General features: G+C 63.0%; 22 protein-coding genes, 2 pseudogenes and 1 other annotated feature. Of the genes and pseudogenes, 19 read left to right on the plus strand and 5 right to left on the minus strand.

Going from position 1 to position 23,980, the window contains the following annotated elements:
* Nucleotides 1-5: 5 nt before the first annotated feature.
* The 8 genes and pseudogenes from C6Y53_RS11320 to C6Y53_RS11350 all read left to right on the plus strand — a co-directional run bounded on the left by C6Y53_RS11320 (nt 6) and on the right by C6Y53_RS11350 (nt 7,958).
* Nucleotides 6-1,667 (plus strand): N,N-dimethylformamidase beta subunit family domain-containing protein, encoded by a 1,662-nt coding sequence (locus tag C6Y53_RS11320; RefSeq protein ID WP_106472531.1) that lies wholly within the window; start codon nt 6-8, stop codon nt 1,665-1,667.
* Between the two features lie 48 nt (nt 1,668-1,715).
* Nucleotides 1,716-3,227 (plus strand): ABC transporter substrate-binding protein, encoded by a 1,512-nt coding sequence (locus tag C6Y53_RS11325; protein ID WP_106472532.1) that lies wholly within the window; start codon nt 1,716-1,718, stop codon nt 3,225-3,227.
* A 64-nt stretch (nt 3,228-3,291) separates the two neighbouring features.
* Nucleotides 3,292-4,305, plus strand: coding sequence for an ABC transporter permease (locus C6Y53_RS11330; RefSeq protein ID WP_106472533.1), 1,014 nt, complete (start codon nt 3,292-3,294; stop codon nt 4,303-4,305).
* The gene (locus tag C6Y53_RS11335) at nt 4,302-5,123 is read left to right on the plus strand and encodes an ABC transporter permease (protein WP_106472534.1); all 822 of its coding nucleotides are present in this window, start codon (nt 4,302-4,304) and stop codon (nt 5,121-5,123) included. The genes C6Y53_RS11330 and C6Y53_RS11335 overlap by 4 nt, the downstream gene beginning before the upstream one ends.
* On the plus strand, nt 5,123-6,082 hold the full coding sequence (locus C6Y53_RS11340) for an ABC transporter ATP-binding protein (RefSeq protein ID WP_106472535.1): 960 nt from the start codon (nt 5,123-5,125) through the stop codon (nt 6,080-6,082). The genes C6Y53_RS11335 and C6Y53_RS11340 overlap by 1 nt, the downstream gene beginning before the upstream one ends.
* Nucleotides 6,079-6,548, plus strand: a pseudogene (locus tag C6Y53_RS21265) (ATP-binding cassette domain-containing protein); the annotation flags it as partial. The gene C6Y53_RS11340 and the pseudogene C6Y53_RS21265, both read left to right, overlap by 4 nt.
* 192 nt (nt 6,549-6,740) lie before the next feature.
* The gene (locus tag C6Y53_RS21405; RefSeq protein ID WP_342212781.1) at nt 6,741-7,091 is read left to right on the plus strand and encodes an oligopeptide/dipeptide ABC transporter ATP-binding protein; all 351 of its coding nucleotides are present in this window, start codon (nt 6,741-6,743) and stop codon (nt 7,089-7,091) included.
* Nucleotides 7,092-7,115: 24 nt separating this feature from the next.
* Entirely contained in the window at nt 7,116-7,958 is an 843-nt protein-coding gene (locus C6Y53_RS11350) for an SMP-30/gluconolactonase/LRE family protein (protein ID WP_106472536.1), read from the plus strand.
* Nucleotides 7,959-8,063: 105 nt separating this feature from the next.
* On the opposite strand, the pseudogene C6Y53_RS11355 reads toward C6Y53_RS11350, so the two are convergent.
* Nucleotides 8,064-8,435 (minus strand): annotated as a pseudogene (locus tag C6Y53_RS11355) (DDE-type integrase/transposase/recombinase); the annotation flags it as partial.
* A gap of 49 nt (nt 8,436-8,484) precedes the next feature.
* On the opposite strand from C6Y53_RS11355, the gene C6Y53_RS11360 reads away from it, so the two are divergent.
* Nucleotides 8,485-9,716 (plus strand): IS3 family transposase gene (locus C6Y53_RS11360; RefSeq protein WP_106472537.1). Its coding sequence is split into 2 segments (ribosomal slippage): nt 8,485-8,782 and nt 8,782-9,716, totalling 1,233 coding nucleotides; the frame shifts between segments, so codons are not numbered across the junction.
* Nucleotides 8,775-8,891, plus strand: a sequence feature (AL1L pseudoknot). (Overlaps the previous gene by 117 nt.)
* Before the next feature lie 217 nt (nt 9,717-9,933).
* On the opposite strand, the gene C6Y53_RS11365 is transcribed toward C6Y53_RS11360, so the two are convergent.
* Entirely contained in the window at nt 9,934-10,629 is a 696-nt protein-coding gene (locus tag C6Y53_RS11365) for a Crp/Fnr family transcriptional regulator (protein WP_211299361.1), read from the minus strand.
* A gap of 176 nt (nt 10,630-10,805) precedes the next feature.
* Between C6Y53_RS11365 and C6Y53_RS11370 the strand changes: the two genes are divergently transcribed.
* Entirely contained in the window at nt 10,806-11,822 is a 1,017-nt protein-coding gene (locus C6Y53_RS11370; RefSeq protein ID WP_106472538.1) for a transporter, read from the plus strand.
* Nucleotides 11,823-11,885: 63 nt separating this feature from the next.
* Entirely contained in the window at nt 11,886-13,478 is a 1,593-nt protein-coding gene (locus C6Y53_RS11375; RefSeq protein WP_106472539.1) for an arylsulfatase, read from the plus strand.
* 205 nt (nt 13,479-13,683) lie between these two features.
* On the opposite strand, the gene C6Y53_RS21455 is transcribed toward C6Y53_RS11375, so the two are convergent.
* Nucleotides 13,684-14,238 carry a hypothetical protein gene (locus tag C6Y53_RS21455; protein ID WP_211299362.1) on the minus strand — a complete coding sequence of 185 codons (555 nt, stop codon included), beginning with the start codon at nt 14,236-14,238 and terminating at the stop codon, nt 13,684-13,686.
* 249 nt (nt 14,239-14,487) lie between these two features.
* Between C6Y53_RS21455 and C6Y53_RS11385 the strand changes: the two genes are divergently transcribed.
* Nucleotides 14,488-16,563, plus strand: a complete 2,076-nt coding sequence (locus C6Y53_RS11385; RefSeq protein ID WP_106472540.1) for a 4Fe-4S binding protein — start codon at nt 14,488-14,490, stop codon at nt 16,561-16,563.
* A 122-nt stretch (nt 16,564-16,685) separates the two neighbouring features.
* Entirely contained in the window at nt 16,686-17,459 is a 774-nt protein-coding gene (locus C6Y53_RS11390; RefSeq protein WP_244614814.1) for an FAD:protein FMN transferase, read from the plus strand.
* Here the strand turns inward: C6Y53_RS11390 and C6Y53_RS11395 are convergent.
* Together C6Y53_RS11395 and pedF are read right to left on the minus strand one after the other, a co-directional pair.
* Nucleotides 17,456-18,358, minus strand: a complete 903-nt coding sequence (locus C6Y53_RS11395; RefSeq protein ID WP_106472542.1) for a substrate-binding periplasmic protein — start codon at nt 18,356-18,358, stop codon at nt 17,456-17,458. The genes C6Y53_RS11390 and C6Y53_RS11395 overlap by 4 nt on opposite strands.
* Before the next feature lie 16 nt (nt 18,359-18,374).
* Nucleotides 18,375-19,058 (minus strand): cytochrome c-550 PedF, encoded by a 684-nt coding sequence (pedF, locus tag C6Y53_RS11400; RefSeq protein WP_106472543.1) that lies wholly within the window; start codon nt 19,056-19,058, stop codon nt 18,375-18,377.
* 181 nt (nt 19,059-19,239) lie between these two features.
* Between pedF and C6Y53_RS11405 the strand changes: the two genes are divergently transcribed.
* From C6Y53_RS11405 to C6Y53_RS11430, 6 genes are all read left to right on the plus strand, one after another.
* Nucleotides 19,240-20,406, plus strand: coding sequence for an ABC transporter substrate-binding protein (locus tag C6Y53_RS11405; RefSeq protein WP_342212763.1), 1,167 nt, complete (start codon nt 19,240-19,242; stop codon nt 20,404-20,406).
* Nucleotide 20,407: 1 nt separating this feature from the next.
* Nucleotides 20,408-21,376 (plus strand): YVTN family beta-propeller repeat protein, encoded by a 969-nt coding sequence (locus tag C6Y53_RS11410; RefSeq protein ID WP_106472544.1) that lies wholly within the window; start codon nt 20,408-20,410, stop codon nt 21,374-21,376.
* A 25-nt stretch (nt 21,377-21,401) separates the two neighbouring features.
* Nucleotides 21,402-21,851, plus strand: coding sequence for a hypothetical protein (locus tag C6Y53_RS11415; RefSeq protein WP_106472545.1), 450 nt, complete (start codon nt 21,402-21,404; stop codon nt 21,849-21,851).
* A gap of 8 nt (nt 21,852-21,859) precedes the next feature.
* A complete protein-coding gene (locus tag C6Y53_RS11420; RefSeq protein WP_106472546.1) occupies nt 21,860-22,579 on the plus strand; it encodes an ABC transporter ATP-binding protein in 720 nt (239 codons plus the stop codon).
* Nucleotides 22,576-23,367, plus strand: a complete 792-nt coding sequence (locus C6Y53_RS11425; RefSeq protein ID WP_106472547.1) for an ABC transporter permease — start codon at nt 22,576-22,578, stop codon at nt 23,365-23,367. Before C6Y53_RS11420 ends, C6Y53_RS11425 begins: the two co-directional genes overlap by 4 nt.
* 74 nt (nt 23,368-23,441) lie before the next feature.
* On the plus strand, nt 23,442-23,969 hold the full coding sequence (locus C6Y53_RS11430) for a tetratricopeptide repeat protein (RefSeq protein ID WP_106472548.1): 528 nt from the start codon (nt 23,442-23,444) through the stop codon (nt 23,967-23,969).
* Nucleotides 23,970-23,980: the final 11 nt, after the last annotated feature.

The following is a 23,980-nucleotide window of genomic DNA, read 5'->3' on the forward strand; positions in this document are numbered from 1 at the left end:
GGATCATGGCCGACAAACCCTTCCGTTTCCCCGAAATGGGGCCGCATGCGATCCGCCCGCGCAGCGTGCGCGCCTATCACGCGGACGATCATTTCCTGGCGGATTTCCGATACGAGGCCCCGCGCGAGGATCCGGCCCTGCCGGAGGTCTATATCTACACCCGCGGCATGTCCTTCGATCCCGGGCAGGAGGTTTCCTTTCACGGCTCGTGCAACGCCGACAGCTTTAGCTTGCAAATCTATCGTGACGGCCATGCCCCCGAGATGGTGCACGAGGCGCATGACCTGCCGGGCCGTTTCACGCCGATGCCGGAAAAGGCCTACATGACTGGCTGCGGTTGGCCGGTGCTGCACCGCTGGACGCTGCCCGACGATCTGCGCTCGGGGTTCTACCGTGTGGTGTCCAGCTGTATCCGCCCCGACGGCAGCCGCTTCGTACAGCATCATTTCTTCGTGGTGCGCCCGACGGCCGCGACCCGGCAGGGCAAGCTTCTGCTGATGCTGGCGACTGGCACCTGGACCGCCTACAACGACTGGGGCGGTGCCAACCATTATTTCGGCACCTGGGGGCCGGAAGGCAATGAAGGCTCTCCCATCCTGTCGCTGGAACGCCCCTGGACGCGCGGCATGGTCTGGCTGCCGCCGGGGGCCGCGCGGATCACCCAGGCGCCCAAGCCAGACATGAACGACGCGCCGCGCTATCCGTCCAAGGAATACGGCTATTCCGGCGGCTGGGGCCAGTATTACGCCGCCGCCGGCTGGGCGCAGTTCGACCGGCATTTCGCGGTCTGGGCAGAATCCGAGGGTTTCACGCTCGACATCATCACCCAGACCGACCTGCACCAGCGCCCCGAACTGCTGGCGGATTATACCTGTCTCGTCACCTGCGGGCATGATGAATACTGGTCGTGGGAGATGCGCAAGAACGTCGAATCCTTTGTCGAGAAGGGCAACGGTTTTGCCCGTTTCGGTGGCAACTTCCTGTGGCAGATCCGCCTGGAAGAGGACGGGTTGCAGCAGCATTGCTGGAAGTTCAAGGCACCGGCCGAGGATCCCCTGCGCGACACCGACCGCGCGCATCTGCTGACAGCCTCTTGGGAAAGCGAGGCCGTGGCATGGCCCGGTGCCTCGACCGTGGGGGTCAATGGCGCGCATGGCGTCTATGCCAGCTGGGGCGGCTTTTCGCCGCGCGGCAGCCGCGGCTTCACCGTCTATCGCCCCGATCACTGGGTCTTTGACGGCACCGGCCTGCGCTATGCCGATGTCTTTGGCGAAGAGGCGGGCATCTTCGGCTACGAAGTCGACGGGCTGAATTACACCTTTCACCAGGGCCTGCCCTATGCGGTCGATGAACCGGGCGTGCCGGACAACATCAGCATCCTCGCGATGACGCCGGCCTCGCTCTATGAATATGAACACGAGGTCCAGGGCCAAAATTACTACATCCGCGACAGTGACCTGAAGGGTCTGATGGACCTGGCGCCGGAGCCCGAGGCCGAGGCCCGCCTGCGCTACCAACACGGCTCGGGGATGCTCGTCTCCATGCCGCGTGGCGCGGGCGAGGTCGTGACGGCAGGCAGCTGTGAATGGATCATGGGGCTGACCCGGCGCGACGATTTCACCATGGCGATCACCCGCAATGTGCTGCGACGCTTTACCGCGCTGTAAGGGGCCTGCGCGTATTCAACTGGCGCCCCATCAAAAGGGAGACATGAAATGAAGCTGCTGACCCAACTGATCTGCACGGCGGCGCTTGGCGTGGCGCTGTCCGGCCCGGCCGCCGCGCAATCCACCTTCGTCTATGCCGACACCAGCGAACCCAGCACCATCGATCCGGCCAAGGCAAACACCAACTGGGAATTCACCATCACCCGCAACGTCTTTGACCGGCTGGTGGATTTCGACCTCGACGACACGTCGAAGCTCCTGCCCGCGCTGGCGACGGAATGGCAACAGGACGGCACGACCTGGACCCTGAAACTGCGCGAAGGGGTCACCTTTCACGACGGCACGCCCTTCGATTCCGCCGATGCCAAGGCCTCGCTGGACCGGATCCTGGAACTCAAGCGCGGGCAATCCTACTTGATTTCCAGCATCGAAAGCGTCGAGGCGACCGATCCCCTGACATTGACCATCACCACCAAAAGCCCCGATGTCTATCTGGCGGGAAACCTTGCGCGGATCGAGGTCGCCTCGGACGAGGATATCGCCAATCACGACGAGGACTGGTTCAACGAGAACGCCAATGGCACCGGCCCCTACAAGTTCGTGTCCTGGACACGGGGCACGCAGGTCGAACTGGCGCGCAACGCGGACTGGTGGGGCGAATTTCCCGAGGGCGCCTTTGACAGGGTGCTGGTGCGCGCCGTCGCCGACAGCCAGAACCGCGCCCAGGGTGTCGAAGGCGGCACCTATGACATGGCCAACTTCATCGCCCTGGACGATGCGCTGCGGATTGTGGCGCAGGACGGCTTTCACAAGGTCGAGGGCAACAACCTCTGGGCCTGGCCCGCGATCTACCTGAACACCGAACTGGCGCCCACCGACAACGCGGATTTCCGCGCGGCGCTGGTCAAGGCGTTCGACTATTCCGCGATGCTGGATTTCAATCAGGGGCTGGGCGTCGTGCCGCGCGGGCCGGTGCCGGCCTGGTTCCCCGGCTCGCCCGAGGCGAACATGCCGGAAATCGTCACCGATCTGGAGGTTGCCAAGGCCGATCTCGCGGCCTCGGGACATGAAGGCGCGACGATGAAATGCGTCATCCCCAACACCGTCGCCGAATTCCGTTTCGCGGCGACCGTGCTGCAATCGGCGGGCCGCCAGATCGGCGTGACGGTCGAGATCGAGGAGGCGCCCTTTGTCGAGGCGATCACCGCGATCAAGAACGACCAGTCCAACTGCTTTGTCCTGGGCAATGCCAACCTGTCGCCAAACGACGCGACCAAGTTCTTCGCCGCGCATTACCTCAAGGGCGGGTTCTTCAACGCCGGCAAGTTCCACGACGAAAGGCTGGAAGAGCTGATCGCGTCGATGCCGTCGGAATCCGATCCGGCGAAACGTGACGCGATCCTCAAGGAGGCGGTGCAGATCGTGGTGGACAGCCATTACATCATCTGGGCCGCCCGCCCGACCACGGTGGTGGTGGAGCCGGACCGCATCGGCGGCTACCGCATCGACCCGGCGGAATATGTGAACATCCGCCTGTGGGAAATGCACGAGGCGAAATGACCGATCCCGCGCCGCGCCTGCCGGTTTCACCGGCGGGCGCGGCTTCGGACGCCGGGGGAGTTGCATGACCGGATTCATCTTCAAACGCCTGGCCTGGGGTCTCGTGGTTCTCGTGCTGGTGGCGATCATCACCTTCGTGCTGAGCCGTGTCGTCCCTGCGGATCCGGCGGCCTTCCTGGCCGGGCAGAACGCGAGCGAAGAGGCCGTGGCGCAGATCCGTTCCGAACAGGGGCTTGACCGTCCGGTGTTCGAACAGTTCGTGACCTATGCCAAGGGGCTGGTGCAGGGCGATCTGGGCCGGTCGATCCGCACCAAGCGGCCCGTTTCGCAGGACATGGCGCAATTCCTGCCCGCGACGCTGGAACTGATGATCGTCAGCTTCGCGGTCTATCTCACGCTCAGCATGGCGTTGGCGGTGGCATCGGTTCGCAGGCCCGGCGGGGTGATCGACAACGCGGTGCGGCTTCTGACCATGTTGGGCACCGGAATCCCGGTGTTCTGGCTGGGGATGGCGCTGCAATTCCTGTTCTACTACAAGCTTCAGTGGTTTCCCCTAGGCGACCGCTTTCCGATCCGCGAGATCGCGCCGCCCGATGTCACCGGCTTTCTGCTGATCGACAGCCTGCTGGCGGGCAATGGCAGCGCCTTTCTTTCCAGTCTGCAATATCTGGCCTTGCCGGTGCTGACCGTGGTGCTGAACCTGCTGGCGGTGGGCACGCGCATGTCGCGCGCGGCGCTGCTCGCCGAACAGGACCGGCTCTATGTGCGCACCGCGCGCGGCAAGGGGTTGGGGCCAGGGCAGGTGCTTTTCGGGCATATGCTGCGCAATGCGCTCTCGCCGATCCTGACGGTGACGACTATCCAGTTCGGATACCTGCTGTCTTGGATCATCCTGGTCGAGGTGATCTTTTCCTGGCCGGGGATCGGGCTTTACGCGTTCCAGAGCTTTCAGGTCTTCGATTATTCGCCGGTGATCGCGCTCGCGCTGGTCTCCACCTTCGGTTTCGTCGTGCTGAACCTGCTTGCAGATGTGCTATATCCGATCATCGACCCGCGCATAGAGAAGGTCACCGCATGACGGCCGCGGCAAGGACGATCTTCAGGTCCGATCTGCTGGCGCGCGTCGCGCTGGTGCTGGCGTTGGTGCTGTTGGTCTTTGCGCTGGTGCCGGGGCTGATCGCGCCCTACGATCCGATCATCTTGGACGTCTCCAACCGGCTGAAGCCGCCTTCGCCCGCCCATCCGTTCGGCACAGACGAGGCGGGGCGCGACATATTCTCGCGGGTGATCCACGGCACCCGCTATTCGCTGGGCGTTGCCTTTGCCATTGTCATTTCCGCGGCGGTCTTCGGCACGGTTTACGGCGTGATCTCGGGGATGGCCGCGCGCTGGCTGGACAATCTGATGATGCGAATCGTCGATCTGTTCTTCGGCTTTCCCGCGCTGGTTCTGGCGCTGGCGATCTCAACGGCCATCGGGCGCGGGCTGGACAGCGTAACGCTGGCGCTGGCGCTGATGTGGTGGCCGGGCTTCGCGCGGCTGGTGCGCGGCGAGGTGCTGCGCCTGCGGCATGAGCCGCATGTGGAGGCGGCACGCGCGCTTGGCCTGTCCACGCCGACGATCATGCTGCGCCATATCGTGCCCTTCGTGATGAGCGCGGTGAACGTGCGCGCCACCACCGATATCGGCTATGCGCTGGTGGCGGTGACGGCGCTGTCCTTTCTCGGGCTGGGGGCCACTTCGCCGACGCCGGAATGGGGGCTGCTGATCCGCGATTCACGGCCCTATTTCGGCGCGGCCTGGTGGTATCTGGTGTTTCCCGGTGGGATCGTGATGCTGGCGGCCACGGTCTTTTCGCTGCTGGGTGACGCGCTCGATGCGCACAGGGGGGCGTGATGCTGCAACTGCGCGACTTGGTGATCTCCTTCGACCACGGCGAACTGGTGGCGGTGGACGGGTTGTCCTTCGACGTGGCCCGGGGCGAAACCTTTGTCGTCATCGGCGAAAGCGGCTCGGGCAAGTCGCTGACGGGCATGTCCATCGTCGGGCTGGCGCCACAGGCGGCGGCGGTGACCGGGTCCATCACCTTTGAAGGGCAGCAGATGGTCGGCCGGTCCGACGCGCATATGCGCAGGCTGCGCGGGCGCGATATCGGCATCGTCTATCAGGATCCACTGGGGGCGCTGAACCCGATGCACCGGGTAGGCGCCCAGATCGCCGAGAGCCTGCGCGTGCACCGGCTTGCCGGCGGGTCCGCCGCGATGGCCCGGGCGATCGAACTGCTGGAACGGGTGCGCATCCCGGACCCGACGCGCGTCGCCCGGTCCTATCCGCATCAGATCAGCGGCGGGATGCGCCAGCGCGCGGTCTTTGCGATGGCGCTGGCCTGCCGCCCGCGCCTGCTGATCGCGGACGAGCCGACGACGGCGCTCGATGTCACGATCAAGGCGCAGGTGCTGGACCTGATGCGCGATCTGCGGACCGAATTCGACCTGACGACGCTGCTGATCACCCATGACATGGGTGTCGTGGCGGAAATCGCCGACCGTATCATGGTGATGTATGCCGGCCGCGTGGCCGAGATCGGGCCCGCCGACCTGCTCATGGATCGGCCCGCGCATCCCTATACCTCGGTGCTGCTGCAGACCGCGATGATCTCGGAGGCGGCACCGCGCAGCGAATTGCCCGTCGTGCCGGGGGGCACGCCCGCCCTGAACGACATGCCGCCGGGCTGCCGGTTTCATCCCCGATGTCCCTTCGCCAGCAATATCTGTCGCAAGGTGGTGCCGCCGCTGCGCGCCGCGGGCGCGGTCGAGGTCGCCTGCCATCACCCGCTGACGGAGACCGCGCCATGAGCCTGCTGACCCTCTCTGGCGTGGCCAAGCATTTCCGCGCTGGCAAGCACGGTCACGTCGTCAGGGCGGTCGATGGCGTGGACCTGGCGATTTCGGCTGGCGAGACCGTGGGGATTGTCGGCGAATCCGGCTGTGGCAAATCCACGCTGGCCCGGCTGGCGCTGCGCCTGATCGACCCGACCGCGGGCCGGATCACCTTTGATGGCGCGGATGTGTCCGCAGCGGGCACGGCGGCGCTGCGCCCGATCCGGCGGCGGATGCAGGCGGTGTTTCAGGATCCGCTGGCTTCGCTCAATTCCCGCATGACCATCGGCCGGATCATGGCAGAGCCGTTCGCTGCCCATGTCATCACCCCGTCCGAAGGGGTGGCGGCGCGGACGCGTGCGCTGCTGGCGGATGTGGGGCTGGGCCAGATCGACCTCGCCCGCCGCCCGCGCCAGTTCTCGGGGGGCAGTTGCAGCGCATCGCGATCGCGCGCGCGCTGGCGGTGGAACCCGACCTGATCGTCGCGGACGAGCCGACATCGGCGCTCGATCCCTCGATCCAGGCGCAGATCGTCAACCTGATGCTGGAGATCCAGCGCAGGCGCGGCATCGGATTGCTGATCATCTCGCATGATCTCGACGTGATCGGCCATGTCTCGGACCGGATCGTGGTGATGTACCTCGGCCAGGTGGTGGAGCAGGCGCCGGCCGCCGATCTGCTGGCCGGACCGTTGCACCCCTATGCACAGGCGCTGCTTGCGGCGGCGCCGACCCTGAAGGCCCGGCGCGAGCGCGCCGGGGTGCACAGCAGGCTGTCCGGCGATCCGCCCAATCCCGCCGATGCCCCCAGGGGCTGCCGCTTTCATCCGCGTTGCCCCCTGGTGCAGGATATCTGCCGCAACAGCCCCCCTGAATTGCGCGACCTCAACGGCGGCCGCCGCGTTGCCTGTCACTTTGCGCCGCGCGATACCGCCGCCGCCGGTCTGGCCGTCGGCCGCGCGCGGCTTGGCCTGCCTGCCATCTGAAACCCGACCTGAAAGGAAACTGTCATGGCCCGCGTTTTCGAAACCCATGTCGAGGGGCTGGGATTTCCCGAAGGCCCCGTGGCGCTGCCCGATGGGTCCATCGCCTTTGTCGATCTGCTGCATGCTAGGGTCTGCGCCTACGGCGATGGCGCGCTGCGCGTTCTGGCCGACAACGTGCCGGGGGCGCCGAACGGGATGCGGCTTGGCCCCGATGGCGCGCTCTATATCTGCAACAACGGCGGGCTGGCACCTGAGGGGCACGGGCGGCTGAAACATGCGAAGCCCCAGATCGACGGCTGCTTGATGCGCCTGACGATGGCGGGCGCGCTGACCACCCATACCGGCGCCCTTCCCGGTGGAAAACCGTCACGCCCCAACGATCTGGTGGTGACGCCGGAAGGCGCGCTGGCCTTCACCGATCCGCAGAACTGGGAGGCCGAGGATGCCGATTACCTCGGCGGTCAGCTGTTGCTTGCCGCGCCGGACGGGTCGGTCACGCGGCTGCGGTCGATGACCGGCTTTCCCAACGGTCTTTGCTTTCATCCCGATGGATCGCTGATCGTAGCGATCACGCGCGCGCATCGCTTCGTGAAATTCCGCTGGAACGCGGGCGCCGCATTGGACGCGCCGCAGGTCTGGGCGCAGCTGGACGACGGTTTCAACCCCGATGGCATGGTGCTGCACGGCGACCGCTTTTATGCCGCCGGCAGTGTCGGCGACCGGATTGCCGTGCTGGCGCTGGACGGCACGTTGATCGAGATGATCGACTGTCCGTCCGGCTCCGATCCGACCAATCTTTGCGTGCATGATGACAGGCTTTGGGTAACGCTGGGTTTTGCGGGGCAACTGGTGTCGACCCCGCTGTGACGACGCGGCCCTCCCGCCTTGACGGCCCGCCCCGCCTAATCGGTCAGGCGGGGACTGTTGCATTAGTTAGCTGAGGTGGTGTGGATGTCAGGGCGGGACAGTTGATCATGCGGCGGCCTCGAACAGCTGACGGATGAATGCAATCTCGCCTTGGACGCCTGGTTGCATGTGATGGATGTGGCCGCGCTTGATGGTTCGGATTGTCTCCAGACCGCTCAAGGTCGCTTTTGCGGTTCGTAATGAACGAAAGCTTTGACGATACCCAAGGAGCCGCTTCAGCGCTGCGTGGTCGCTTTCGATCAGATTGTTCCGCCACTTTTGGTCGATGTGCCGGATGCTGTCAAAATGCGGATCATATCGATAATTGATCTCATGGATGACGCGTCGATATGTGTGCGCCTTGTCAGTGCAGATCGTGACCGGTCGGTGCAACCGAACGCGCTTGATAGCCTTGTTTAGGAAGGCCTTAGCCGCCTTGAACCGCCCCGGGTTTCCGAGAGAGTAGAACTCTCAGAGGATGATCCTTATGGAATCGAAGAAGAAGCGCACGCCGGCATATACGGCTGAGTTCCGCGAGCGCGGCGTCCGGCTATTCCGCGAACGGCGGCCCGATTACACCAGTGACAACGCGGCGTATCGGGCGATCGCCCCGAAGCTTGGCTGCTCGCACGACACACTGCGCGCCTGGTGCATCCAGGCGGCACGCGATGCAGGCGAGCGCGACGGGCTGACCAGCGAGCAGAAGGCCCGCCTCAAGGCGCTGGAGCGCGAGGTGAAGGAACTGCGCACGGCCAACGAGATCCTGAAGAAGGCGTCGGCTTATTTTGCCCAGGCGGAGCTCGACCGCCTGTTCCGCAAATGATCGCCTTCATCGAGAAGCATCGCGGGGTCTTTGGGGTCGAGCCGATCTGCCGTGTCCTGCAGATTGCCCCAGCAACCTTCCATCGCCATGCCGCCATCGCGCGCAATCCCCAGCTTGCCTCGGACCGCACCAGGCAGGATGCTGTGGATATTGAGAAAATCAAGGCAGTCCACGGCAAGAGCCGGGGCCGTTATGGTGCCCGCAAGATCTGGCACCAGCTTCGGCGCGATGAGCACGACATCGCGCGTTGCACCGTGGAAAGGCTCATGCGTCTTCATGGATTGCAAGGGGTTGTGCGGGGCCAGAAGAAGACAACCATCCCCGATCCAGCGCAGCCTTGCCCTGATGACAAGGTCAACCGGCAGTTCGTGGCTGCCATGCCCGATCAGCTCTGGGTGTCGGACTTCACCTATGTGTCGACATGGGCGGGGATGGTCTATGTGGCCTTCATCATCGATGTCTTCGCCCGCAAGATCGTGGGCTGGCGCGTCTCGACCTCGATGACGACAGGCTTCGTGCTGGATGCCCTGAACCAGGCCATCTGCCAGCGATGCCCAACAGGCGGCGGGTTGATCCATCACTCCGATCGCGGCAGCCAGTATCTGTCCATCCGCTACACCGAGCGCCTGGCCGATGCCGGTATCGACACTTCGGTGGGCAGCGTGGGCGACAGCTATGACAACGCGCTGGCCGAGAGCGTCATCGGCCTGTTCAAGACCGAGGTGATCAACTTCCTCGGCCCCTGGAAATCCATGGCCCAGGTCGAATGGGAGACCCTGCAATGGGTCAGCCGGTATAACAACGAGCGGCTACACAGCGCCATCGGGCACCGGCCGCCACAGGAAGTGGAGGATACATTCTACGAACAGATGAACACCCTTGAAAAAGCCGCGTAGGTCTTGAACAAAAAAGCCTCTCGGAAACCCGGGGCGGTTCAGCGGCGGCAAATGGATCAAGTTCTACACCCGAAAACGCCCTCATTCCGCACTTGGCGGCAAACCCCAGCCGTGGTCTGTTGACTGAGAAAAGACGAAACCCAACCCGATCAGCAGGAACAGAGAGTAGCTTAGTCTACATGCAAAACTGTCCAAACTTTAGGGAGTAGCTCAAAGCCTACCCGAACTGATTTGACGTCCTTTCCAGCAACACCCGATCAACGATTTCGATGCTTCGGTACCGCGTGTTGACGGCTTTCGCTTCTGCCAGGTTTCTCAGCGCGCGCCGAACATTGCTGCGCGACATGCCCGTCAGAATTACGAGTTCGCCTTGGCGTATCTCGATGACGTTCTCGGTGACGGACAATCGCAACAATTGTCGTGCGACGCGCGCCTCCGGAGTGAGCCATTGAGCTTCTCCGAGGTAGGTCATCATGGTGAGAACTTGCCGCAATGCCAATGCGTAGAACTCCGGCCAGAACTCGGGTTGACCGGCCAGAAAATTTCGAAGCGTGTTGCGCGACAGAAAATACACCCTGCTGTCGACGGCCGCGACCAGATTGAACGGGCGTGTCATCGTCGGCAACAAGGTGCTTTGACCCAGCCATCCGCCGGGTTGCACCCGAACGGTGGTCAATCCGTCGATCCCGTCGGGCGCAAACTCGATATCGATTGCGCCCGATCCGACCCCGTACATGCCCACCGTATGGTCGCCCTCGCGAAACAGCGCCTTGCCAGCTGATACATCAACCCACCTGCCATTGTCGGAAACCCAACGCTGCAAGGGGGCGGAACAGGATGCCAGCCACCCGAGGTCATCAAGCGGAGCCATGATCTCGGAGAAACTCCGTGGAGATTGATCCATTTGAACCATTTTACCTTGTGTCCCTCGTGTAGGCCGAAGCTCGAGTTCAAATTCTGACACCGGGCAGGGCTCCGCACCAAGCAGTGCAGTTTGGTCGATAGGGCCGGCCAACCCTCGCAGCGGTGTCACCGTAGGAAAACCCGGATGCCGAGTGGAGGCAAGAATTGCGCAGGTTACGGATCGACATGTATCAAACAGCTGCACCCGTCGGAAAACGCACCGTCGAAGCAGCAAAGGAATGCCGACCTTTGTCATCATCGCTGACGCGTTTGGTCAGACTCCTTTGCCACTCAGTCACCGCGGTCCTCTTCATCGTCTTGGCGCCCTCGGTACAGGCGCAGATGGGAGACGGCCCCCGCGCATATCAGCTGGTCCCCGAGGACACCCGGTCGGTGTCCCAGTTCTATATCGGCACACGCGGCAATCTGGCCCCTTCGGACGGAACCGTTTTTCGCGGTGCCGACCTGGACCTGAACCTGGGGGTGACGCAATACAGCCAGACCCTTGGTCTGAATGGCCATCAGGCGGCGTGGCTGATGATCGTACCCTATGGCAACGTCTCGGGGTCCCTGGGGCTGGGCGCGGGCGGATCTTCCGGATCGGATTCCGGATTAGGCGACATCAAACTTGGATTTGCATATGGCATCCACGGCGCTCCCGTCCTGGACCGAGAGGCCTACATGCGCTACGACCCTGGTCTTGCCGTCAATTTCATCGGCCGGGTCACGGCCCCCACGGGTCATTACGACAGTGCACGCAGCCTGAACATGGGTGGCAACCGTTGGGCATTGGAACTGGCATTGCCGATTGCATATTATCTGGGAAACTCCTTTCTGGATCCGCAGCTGACCACCTTTGAAATCATGCCCAAGGTGGCGATCTACGGCGACAACACGGATGCACCGGGTGCGACGCAGACCTTGTCGCAAAGGCCGGTTCTTTCGATCGAGGCCCATGTGACCCGCAATTTCGGCAAGGCATTCTGGGGATCGCTCGATGCGCTCTACACCTATGGCGGAGAAACCGAGAGCGATGGCATCGACGACAACAACAGGCAGCGGTCGCTGGCTGTCGGCGTATCGGGCAACGTGACGTTCAGCCCCTCGACATCTCTGAAAGTGACCTATGGAGAGGTGATCTCGGGCAATGCCAATGGTTCGGACGGAAAGATGTTCCGGGCGCAGCTTATGTATCTGTTCTGATTTATTTTTATCGCCTGTGCCTCGTGGGCCATTGGCGGCGATGCTGAAAACTGGAGATTGATAATGATTGCAAAACCCCTTGTGCGACTGATCCGTTTTGTTGCGGTTTCATGCGCCCTTGCCGCTGGCAGCGGTGCCGCGTCAGAGGAGCAAAAACCCAACATCCTGGTGATCTGGGGGGACGATATCGGCCTGTGGAACATCAGCCACTGGAACCGTGGGATGATGGGCTACAGGACGCTCAATATCGACCGGTTGGCGCAAGAGGGGCTGACATTCACCGACTATTACGGCCAGCAGAGCTGCACCGCGGGTCGGGCCGCCTTTATCGGGGGGGCGGTGCCGATCCGCAGCGGGATGACCAAGGTTGGCGCACCGGGGAACGCTCTGGGCTGGCCGGAAACCGACGTCACCATGGCCACCGTAATGAAATCACTGGGCTACGCGACCGGCCAGTTTGGCAAGAACCATCAGGGCGACCGGGACGAACACCTGCCCACCAACCACGGGTTTGATGAATTCTTCGGCAACCTCTACCACCTGAACGCCGAGGAAGAACCCGAGCATCGCGATTATCCCGGCGATGTGCTGCTGCCCAATGGCAAGACCTTTGCCGAACAATACGGACCGCGTGGGGTGCTGCATACCACGGCCGACGGCATGATCGAGGATACTGGTCCCCTGACGCGCAAGCGCATGGAAACCATCGACGACGAAACCGTGGCCGCGGCCAGTGAGTTCATCAAACGCTCACATGAGGCCGATGAGCCCTTTTTCGTCTGGTGGAACGCGACACGCATGCATTTCAAGACCCACATCCGTGATGAACATGTCGGCCTTTCCGGGCCGACCGGGGACGAATATCAGGACGGCATGGTCGAACATGACATGCATGTCGGCCAGTTGCTGGACCTGCTGGACGAATTGGGCATCGCCGAAAACACGGTCGTCATGTACTCGACCGACAACGGCCCGCATTTCAACACCTGGCCCGATGCGGCGATCACCCCGTTCCGCAGCGAAAAGAACTCGAACTGGGAAGGGGCCTACCGCGTCCCGGCCTTTGTGCGCTGGCCTGGAAACTGGCCCGGGGGCGAGTTGCGCAACGGTATAGTCGCCCACGAGGACTGGCTGCCGACATTTGCCGCGATTGGCGGTGCCGAGGACATCAAGGGGCAGCTTCTGAAGGGCGTCGAACTGAACGGCCGCCACTATCACAACCACATTGATGGATACGACCTGAACGGTTATCTGCGGGGATCTGACGACGAAAGTCCGCGCCAGGAATTCTTCTATTCCAATGATGAATCCGAGATCGTCGCCGTTCGTTACGATCAATGGAAGGTGGTTTTTGCCGAGAATCGCGGTCAGGGATTCGGGGTGTGGCGCGAGCCATTCACCCGGTTGCGGATGCCATTGCTGTTCAACCTGCGCCGCGATCCCTTCGAGCTGGCACAGCACAATGCGACCGAGTACGACAACTGGGTTCTCGATCATCCGTTCGTGATCGGGCCAATTTCGTCGATCGTCTACCAGTTCCTTGCAACGATGAAGGAATACCCGCCCAGCCAGACCGCCGGTTCGTGGGACATCTTGAGCGTACAGGAAGACCTGATGAAGCAGCTTGACGCAGGGATGACCGGTGGCACTCAATGACCACCCGTGGTTTCTGCAAAGGTCTTGAACCCCGGATGTGACTACTGCGACCTGATTCAATACAGATGCCAGCAGTCAGAAGCGGGCAACCACTCTCTCGTTGAGCCACATTTCCGGTTTTTTCGAAAGCGGCTATCGGCGTCTATCGCGGCGTCTCCCGATAGTCATGCCTTCGGATAACGGCCATTAAAACCATCATTGAAATTCAGATGTCAGCGCGGTGCTGATGTCTGGGCCTGGCGGGTGGATTGGAGGGCAGACTATGCCAAGAGTCCAACCACCCGCCGTCACCCCGAAGCGCAGAACCCGGAACAATGGCCGGATCATCGGACAGAAACGACCGCTGTTGCCGAAACAGGTCTGGGCGATCCGCGCACGGCTCGAGCTGGCAAACAACTTGCGCGATCTCGCTCGCGAAAGGGTCTCCGCGATCCAGAGCAAAACCCAGCGACGGATTCAGTTCGAACTCTCTGAAAACACCCGGGATACCATTGCCGCGTGGATCTAGTCGCCGGAGATGCTTGGGTGCCGTTTCATGTTTCCCAGCCGGTTTCACGACCGCGCCCGTATCCCGACCCGCCAATATGGCCGGCTTGCGCGGGGTTGGGTAGGCCTGCTTCGCCTCCTGCACATAGGCCGGCCAGTTCGACCCGTGCCCAAAGGGACCGCTGCCCGGCGGGCTCGGCATCTGCTTCAGCGTCAGCGTGGCCTCCTCGAAGCGGTCCTCGATTTCCGCCGGCGTCAGTATTGCGCCTGTCATGCGCGTGGCCCTCCACCTCGCCGGGAAACAGCCACGGACACCGATCCGGCACCTCTGCGCGGCTTAAGGGACAGTCATCCTGTCCTTGTGGAGACTGGTTCGAATCTGTCTGACAGCACCCCGCATTTCGCCCGCCTCACCGCCGAACTTGGGAGGAATTCGTTGGCCGAGTTGCTGAAGCACGCGTAGGCCCGAGCATTCGACCAACGTCGTATTTCGCTTCTCGCTCGCGGCATCTAGCTTTCGGCCATGAGCGCGTACAGGACGTGTGTCGCCATCTTGGCGCTGGTATTGCTTCAGGCGTTTCCCGCCTGGACGGAGCCGCTGGCCCGTGCACAAATGTCCGAACTCGTCGTGCCACCCTATTCGCTGGGCGACCCGCTGAACGACAGGGGCGTATGGACACTACTGAATTCCGGCGGGGCCGAGGCGGGTTATGTGTTCGAAACCGGGGAGTTGGCCCCCTTGCCCGGATTTTCCGGCGTACCGATCAACCTGTTCGTCATGCTCGACTCCGAAGGGAGGTTCATCGATGTGCGGCTGATCGAACATAACGAGCCGATCTTTGTCTCGGGTCTTGGCGAAGCGCCGTTCCACGCCTTCTTCGAACAATATGCGGGGTTGTCGATTTCGTCATCCATTGTCGTCGGAACCCCATATGGCGATGGCCGAGGTGAATCGTCGCTGGTCTATCTCGACGGTGTGACCAAGGCGACGGCCAGCGTCCGGATCGCACATGAATCGATCCTTGCCGCGACACTGGCGGTGGCGCGCGAGAAGATGCGGGGCCTGGCAGCGGACACCGCGGCGCGGCCCGACCCGGAACTTGTGATTGATCTGACATGGGACGACCTTTTGGCCGAGCATCTGGTGGCTCGCAGGACAGTCACCAATGCAGAAGCCGATGCAGCGTTTGCCGAAACGATCTGGGCCGATGACGACCCTGAAGCCGGGGAAAAGCCGGAGGAGACCTATCTCGGGCTTTGGGCCGTGGATATCGGGCCGCCGTCGATTGCTCGGGCGGTGCTGTCCAACGGTACATTCGCGGAATTGCAGCGGTTCCTGGAGCTTTCGCCCGAGGTCGAACCGTTCCTGTTGATCGATACGGGCCGGCACGGGCTGGTGTCCGACGAATTCGTGCGCAACACCGCGCCCGACCGTATCTATCTTGAACAGGACGGGCTGCCTGTCGCCTTGCGCGATGCCGACCTGATCGTGGAATTGGCCGACGGTGTGCCTGACGGCACGGCGATGATCCTGCGCACCGACCGGAGGCTTGGGTTCGACCCGGCGCGCGAATGGACGTTGCAGGTGCAGGCGGTGCGCGAACACGGCATGTTCCAGCCAGAGATTGGCAGTGTCATGTTCGAGGTCACGCACGCGACAGACGAACGATTCTTCCTGCGCGACGGCAGCGCCGAGCCGACGCCGCCCTGGCTGGAGGCGATCCGCAACCGGCTGTTCGACCTTGTCGTGCTGGTCGTGTTCCTGGCCGTGCTGGGTGCGGTGTTGTTTGTCGGGATGAACCGGTTGGCCGTGCTGGAGCGGTTCACACCGCTGCGGCTCGGGATCCTCGGATTTGTCATCGTCTTTGTCGGCTGGTGGGGACAGGGGCAGCTATCCATCGTCACCGTTCTGGCCACACTGCGCAGCGCGGTCGAGGGCGGCAGCCTTGCCTATCTGATCTACGATCCGTTTTCGCTACTGATCTGGGTAGCGACGATCATCGGCTTCGTGCTTTGGGGGCGCGGGTTCTTCTGCGGCTGGCTGTGCCCGTTTGGGGCGATGCAGGAGTTCATGCACCACCTGGGCGCGCGGATGCGTCTGCCCCGGATCGACCCGCCGGCCCGCTGGGACCGGCGGCTAAAAGCGATAAAATACGTCCTGCTCGCCGGGCTGGTCGTCACCGTCTTCGTCGCTCCCGACCACGTCGACACAGCGGCTGAGATCGAGCCGTTCAAAACCGCGGTCACCGTATATTTCCTGCGGGAATGGTACTATGTGCTTTATGCCGGATTCTGGCTCGGGCTTGGCCTGTTCCTGTTCAAGGGGTTCTGCCGCTATGTCTGCCCGCTTGGCGCCTTCATGGCTATTGGTGGGCTGTTGCGCGGGCGGGACTGGATCGCGCGGCGCGCGGAATGCGGCGACCCATGCCAGCTGTGCCGGGTGCGCTGCAAATACGGTGCGATCGGTAAGCGCGGAAAGATAGAGTATTCAGAATGTTTCCAGTGCCTTGACTGCGTGACAATCCATCAGGACATCAAGCAGTGCGTACCGCTGGTTTTGGCGGCGCGGCAGGCGCGCAACGGGGTGGCAGCGAAATGATCGCGCGCCGACGGTTCCTTGCCATTTCGGCGGCGGCTGCCCTGTCCGGGTCCGCGTCGGGTGCGCGCGCCGCGCCGCGCCGGTGGCGGGGCCGTGCTCTCGGGGCCGAGGTCGGAATAACGTTGGATGTCAATGCGGAACGGTTCGACCGGCTGGTTTCGATGGTCACTGCCGAGTTGCGCCGTATGGAAAAGCTGTTTAGCCTTTACGATCCCGGTTCCGACCTGTCGCGGCTGAACCGGGCCGGTTATCTTGACCGCCCGCCGCCGGAGATGGTGGAGTTGCTGGGCGCGGTGGGCCGGCTGCACCGCGCGACCGGCGGGCGGTTCGATCCCACCGTGCAGCCGCTTTGGGCCGCGCTGGCACGCTCGGGAGACGTGGCGGCAGCACGACGGCAGATCGGCTGGAACCGGGTCGCCATCGGCGCGGATCGTATCCGGCTGGGGCCGGGGCAGGCGCTGACCCTGAACGGCATCGCGCAAGGTTACGCCACCGACCGGGTCGCCGCGTTGCTGCGGGCCCAAGGGCTGGTGAAAGTGCTGGTTAATATCGGCGAGTTTTCCGCCACGGGCGGCCCGTGGCGCATCGGCATCGAAGATCCGACGCACGGGCTGGTCGCCATCCGCGAATTGCGCGACACGGCCATCGCCACGTCAAGCCCGGCGGCGATGATCCTGCCCGATGGCCGAGCCCATATTCTCGATCCCTTGGGCGGCGCGGACCGCGCTCATTCGTCAACGATCAGCGTGCAGGCCCGGAACGCGACGCTGGCCGACGGGCTGTCCACCGCGCTGTGCCTTGTCCCTCTGGCCGAGGCGCGGGAGATCCTGCGCCGGCTGCCGGATGTGGAGCAGGTGATTTGCGTGGATGACAGCGGGGCGGTGGCGCAGATCTAGCGCATGGCCGGAGGGGAGAAGCTCAGCCCGTGGCGGGCGAAAATGTCGGCGATCCGGCCGTCGCTGATCCCGCGATAGATCGCGTCCTCGACGCTATAGGCCAGCGGACGATAGGCGAAATGAACCGCCACGCCCAAGGTCCAATTGCCGACTGCAAGGCCTGGCATCGGCGGGGCATGAACCGCAAGATCGTCATTCAGGCCGGCTTCCAACTGCGCCAGCGGCCCCATCGCCGCGGCGGTTTCGCCCGCGGCCAGTGCTGCCATCGCGTCGGCAATGGTCCGGTAGCGGTGGATTTTGTCCTGCGCCTCGGGCCCCAGCAGGTTGGTCAGGTAGAAGTCGGCAATCGTGTCGTTCTCGACCGCCACCGGGTCAAAGCGGAAGTAGGCCGGAACCGGTGCGCCGTCGGAGTAAAGTGCTTTGTGGTAGGCAATGCCAACCCGTTCGACGTGATACTGGCCGGTGAACACGACTTGTTCCACCCTGCAGGCGAAATCGCTGTCATAGGGCACATGCAGCATCACGTTTGCAACGCGCCCGCCGATCACCGGCCCCTTCCAGACCCAGTTGCGCAGGTCCGCGTCCAGGTTCTCGCCCGCGGCGACGAGATTGAACCGCGGCTCAACCCCAAGGTCATCGGCGATCAGGCGGCCGATCTCGATATCCACGCCCGCCGGTTTGCCGTTTTCCTGGTAAGACCAGGGTGGGAGATTTTCGAACGCTGCAAATTCGATATAGCCGCGTTCGACGATCGTATCGATACTCGCACCCACGATGTCGCGCGATGTATTTTGCGGTTTCGGCTGGGGAACATGATCCTCGCACCGGGCGAGCGCGGGCTGGCCAGTCCAGGCAATGCCCGCAGCCAGAACGCCCGCGACCAGATACCGTGCAATCATATTCCCCCCAAAAGACTTAGCGTGCAGCTGACAACCCGACCGTAAGTGTTTCCGCAGCGGCGGCAAATTTTGGCGTTTCGCCCGCGATCATCTCGGCCGCGCGCAACGCGATACTGTCGGCGACTGGTGCGCCCGAACCGGTTTCGATCTGCGTGGCGATCGTGCTGAGTTCTTCCAGCACCGCCTGCACATCGTCCTTGCCGGGGGCGGCGCTTTGCCAGTTGGCAAGCTGGTCGCGGATTTCCTTCAACCGCACATCGTGATCGTCCAGCGCGCCGTCATCAGGACGAGTTTCGATATAGGTGCGGATTGCCCATGCGGCTTTCTGCCCCAGCAATTCGCCAAAGGCCGGCATCTTGGTGATCCCGTTCTGGGTCATCCCCTGGCGGAATCGTTCGACATACCATTCGTCGCCATATTCCTCGGCTTCGAGTTGGCGCAGGTCCGGGGCGAGCCCGCCGGACACCACGCCCAGACCGTGGCAGCGGGCGCAGTTCTGGTTATAGCCGGAGTCGCCGATTTCGATGGCAGCTTTCCAGACCGCTTCGTCCATGTCCCGATAGGGGTTTTCGGTCAGCCATTCTTCCCCGACATCGGGCAAGGCATCGGTATTGACGGGTTGTGGCGCGACATCGCCATGCGCATGGGCCACAGCCGCTGCCACAATCAGGCCGGCTGTCGTGGCAAATGTTCTCAGCATCCTTTGCTCCTCCAGTTTCAGGTGCTGTCCCTGAATACAACGGCAGCGCGGCGGGGCCTATTCGACCTTGGTTCAATCTCGGCATTCAGGTCGGAGTCCGCTTTCGCCGCCTACCGATACTTTAGTCGAATGTCCGAAACCTGAAACCATCGTGTAGCTTCCGGTGACAGAGGAGAGAGACATGGCCATGCGCTGGATGATTTGTCTTGGATTTCTGGTGCTTTCGGGGCCCGCGCTGGCCGAGTTGTCGCTGCCCGTCGGCTATCTTGAACGGCAAATGGAACGCCCGCCGGTGCTTTCAAATCTCGATCCGGTGCCGCATGATCTGGGAGCGGCGGGAGCTGCGCTCGGAATTGACGACAACCGGACCACGGGGCAGTTTCTCGGCCACGGCTATGAACTGGACACGGTCCGCGTGGCACCGGGCGAGGATGTGGTGGCGGCTGCTGCGCGGATGTTGGAGCAAACACGGTTTCTTGTCATCGATGCCCCTGCGGCGGATCTGCTGGCCATCGCCGATCTGCCCGAAGCGCAGGGTGCAATCCTGTTTAATGCCTCTGCACCTGACACTTCGTTGCGTGAGGGCGACTGCCGCGGCAACCTGTTTCACACGATCCCCTCGGCGGCGATGCGGGCTGATGCGCTGTTGCAGTTCCTGCAATACCGGCGCTGGACCGCGCTGGCGATGATCTCGGGCCCGCATGATGCCGATGTTGCCTTTGCCGATGCGCTGCGGCGCGCGGCGGTGAAGTTCGGCATGGAAATCGGCGTCGAACAAACCTGGAGCTTCGATGCCGACATGCGCCGCAACGCGGCTCAGGAAGTGCCCCTGTTCACTCAGGATCTGGGCGATCATGACGTGCTGTTGGTGGTGGACGAGCGCGATGACTACGCCCGGTACATTCCTTATAACACCTGGCTTCCCCGCCCGGTCGCCGGGTCCGACGGTATCGTGCCCGTAGCCTGGTCGCGGGTGGTCGAACAATGGGGCGCAGCCCAGTTGCAGGGCCGGTTCTCTGATGCCGCGGGCCGGGACATGCGATCCGTCGATTACGCCGCCTGGGCCGCAGTGCGCGCTTTGGGCGAGGCGGTCACCCGTACCGGGTCGGACGATCCGGCAACGCTGCGCGCCTTCCTGCTGTCCGATGCGTTCGAACTGGCCGGGTTCAAGGGTCGCCCGCTGAGTTTCCGCGCCTGGAACGGCCAGTTGCGCCAACCGATCCCTCTGGTGACGTCCCGCGCGCTGGTCGCGCAGGCCCCGTTGGACGGGTTTCTGCATCAGCATAACGAAATGGACACGCTGGGGATCGATGCCCCGGAAAGCACCTGCACCCGGTTTGAGGACTGATATGAAACACCCGATCGCTGCCCTGACCGCGGCTCTGACCTTGTTCGCCGTCCCCGTTGCGCAGGCCGGGGAAATCTGGATCACCAACGAAAAGGATGACACGATCAGTGTGATCGATGTCGAAACTCTGGAGGTCACGCGTACCATCCCGACAGGGGAACGCCCGCGCGGCATCACCTTTTCCAAGGATTTCAGCCGGCTCTACATCTGCGCCTCCGACAGCGATACGGTACAGGTGATGGACCCGGAAACGGGCGAGATCCTGCACGATCTGCCATCGGGCGAGGACCCCGAACAATTCGTGCTGCACCCGAATGACAAGCATCTCTATATCGCCAATGAAGATGACGCGGTGACCACGGTGGTCGATACCGAAACCCGGCATGTGATCGCCCAGATCAATGTGGGGATCGAACCCGAAGGCATGGCGGTTTCACCCGATGGCGCCACCGTCATCACCACCTCGGAAACCACCAACATGGCGCATTGGATCGACACCAAAACCCAGAAAATCTATGCCAACACCTTGGTTGACAGCCGCCCCCGCCATGCGGACTTCACCCATGACGGCAGTAAGCTGTGGGTCAGTTCCGAAATCGGCGGCACGATCACGGTGTTCGAAACTGCCGGCCAGACCGAGATCGGCAAGATCGCATTCGAGGTGCAGGGCGTGCATCCCGATCGGGTGCAGCCGGTTGGATTCGTGTTCACGGAGGACGGCAAGACCGTCTTTGTCGCACTTGGGCCGTCGAACCATGTGGCGGTGGTCAATGCCGAAACCTACGAGGTTGAGGATTACATCCTTGTTGGCCGCCGGGTCTGGCACATGGCGTTTTCACCGGACAAGACGCTGTTGTTCACCACCAACGGCGTATCGGGGGACGTGACCGTGATCGACGTCGCCCGGCGCGAAGCCATCAAATCCATCAAGGTCGGCCGTTTCCCCTGGGGCGCGGCGATGCGGCCGTGACCCCAAAACTGACGGGAGTATTACCATGAAAACCCTTATTGCCCTTGGCTTGTCGCTGATCCTGCTGCCGTTCGGCGCGCTGGCGGATGACGACGACGATGATAACAGGCTCGGCCTGGCTGGGTTGTTGTCGGCCACCAACAAGGCGGACCTGCCGCCGATCACGCTTTCCGCCGGGATGCCGCTGGCCGATGCGCCGTTGACCCTGAAATCGGGCACCTACTACGAGATCGAGATCGAGGCCGACGGCAGCCAGGAACTGGCGCTGGTGGGCCCGGAATTCTTCCGTTCCATATGGATCGACGAGATCGTGATCGAAGGGCTGGAAGTGCGCCCGCTGGGGCTGGACAGCGTCGAGTTCGATGAGGCGGGAGTGATGGAGATCGGATTCATCGCGATCAAGCCTGGCAGCTACGCGCTCTGGGTGCCGGGATCGACCGGTGATACACAGAGATTGGCGATCACCATCGAATGACCGGGTAGATGACCGGGCTGTGCATCGAAAACCTGTCCTATTCTTATGGCCGCAAGCAGGCGCTGGACTCGGCGGGTTTCGATGTGGCACCGGGCGCGTTTTGCGCGCTGCTGGGACCGAACGGTGCGGGAAAATCGACATTGTTCGCTCTGCTGACCCGGCTACTGGTCGCGGATGGCGGGCGTATCGGGATCGGCGGGTTCGACCTTCAAGCTGACCGGGGCCGGGCGCTTGGCCAGATCGGGGTTGTGTTCCAGCAGCCGACGCTTGACCTTGACCTGACGGTGCGGCGCAACTTGATCTATTTTGCCGCCCTGCACGGCATTGGCGGGCGCGACGCAGACCGACGGGCGATGGCCGCGCTCGAAAGGCTGGGCATGGCTGAACGCGCCGGTGAACGCGCCCGCGATCTCAATGGCGGCCACCGGCGTCGGACGGAAATCGCCCGCGCCCTGGTCCACGACCCGCGCGTTCTGCTGCTGGATGAGCCGACCGTAGGGCTTGATGCCGCGTCGCGTGCGGCGATCACCGAACATGCCCACGCGCTGGCCCGCGATGCCGGGCTGACGGTGCTTTGGGCGACCCATCTGACCGATGAGGTGCGCCCTGACGACCGGCTGGTCATCCTGCACAAGGGGCAGGTGCTGTCGGACGGGATCGCAAGCGACCTTACCGGCGACCGGCCTCTGTCCGAGGTATTTCTCGGCATGACCGACGCGGCACCATGACCGTCGCCTTCATCGCCTTGCGCGCCATCGTCACGCGCGAATTGCTGCGGTTTGTCCGGCAGCGTGGGCGGTTCATCGCCGCGTTGGTGCGGCCACTGGTCTGGCTGCTGGTTTTTGCCGCCGGATTCCGCGCGGCGTTGGGTCTGTCGATCACGCCGCCCTACCAGACCTATATCACCTACGAGACCTACATCGTGCCGGGACTGTGTGGCATGATCCTGCTGTTCAATGGCATGCAATCGTCACTGTCGCTGGTCTATGACCGTGAAATGGGGTCAATCCGGCTGTTGCTGACCAGCCCGCTGCCACGCTGGTGGCTGCTGACCTGTCGGCTGATCGCCAGCACGCTGATCTCGATCGTGCAGGCCTATGTGTTCCTTGCCATAGCGGCGGCATTCGGAATCGCTATGCCGGTAGCGGGGTATCTCTTTGTATTTCCCGCGCTTGTGGTGGCGGGGCTGATGCTCGGTGCGCTGGGGCTACTGCTGTCATCGGTGGTCAGGCAGCTGGAGAATTTCGCCGGCGTGATGAATTTCGTCATCTTCCCGATGTTCTTCCTGTCCTCGGCGCTCTATCCGCTGTGGAAGATGGCCGAGAGCTCGGTCCTGCTGCGTGACATCTGCGCCGCCAACCCATTCACCTACGCGGTCGAATTGATTCGCTTCGCGCTCTATGCCCAGTTCAACGGTGCCGCGCTGCTCTGGACCCTGCTGGCCGGGTTCGTCTTTATGGCGCTGGCCCTGTGGGGCTATGACCCGGCCAAGGGCATGTTGCGCCAGCGAGGCTGACCGGTCCCGCGACCACGGAATGGATGCAAGGGAACGGGCACCATGCTAGACTGCGACGGACAGGAGGTCGCATCATGCTGAAACGTCTCGCCGTAGCGGCGCTTGTGGCAACCCCGGCCCTCGCGGATCCGGGCGGAACGCTCAACCCCGAGGAAATGACCATCGGCCGGATGATAGACAACATCCGCAACGGTGAAACCGACATGCCGACCTGCATGACAGGCTATTTCATCACCAAGAGCGGCCGCCACGTCATGGCGCGCGAAGTGTTCGAAGCCTGCGCCGAAGCCGGATACACCGGTGCGATGACATGGATGAGCCAGCTGGACAACAATGGGCTGGGCGGCGAATACAATCCCGAAGCGGCGGCAGAATGGGACCGGCGCGCGGCCCAAGCAGGCGACCCGGTTGGGCAGTTCAACCTCGGTCTCAACATGATCCGGGGCCACGGGGTGAGGCGCGACGTGGCACAGGGGCGACGGCTGATAGACGCCGCCGCTGCGACCGGTTTGCCAATTGCGCGGCGGATGCAGGCATCGGGCTATGACCCTGACGAAGTGACGCCGGATGCGGATAACTGGAAATACGCGCCGCTATTCTGATCCGGCCAACT

Origin of the sequence: Pukyongiella litopenaei, from assembly GCF_003008555.2 — a bacterium.
Taxonomy (GTDB): domain Bacteria; phylum Pseudomonadota; class Alphaproteobacteria; order Rhodobacterales; family Rhodobacteraceae; genus Pukyongiella; species Pukyongiella litopenaei.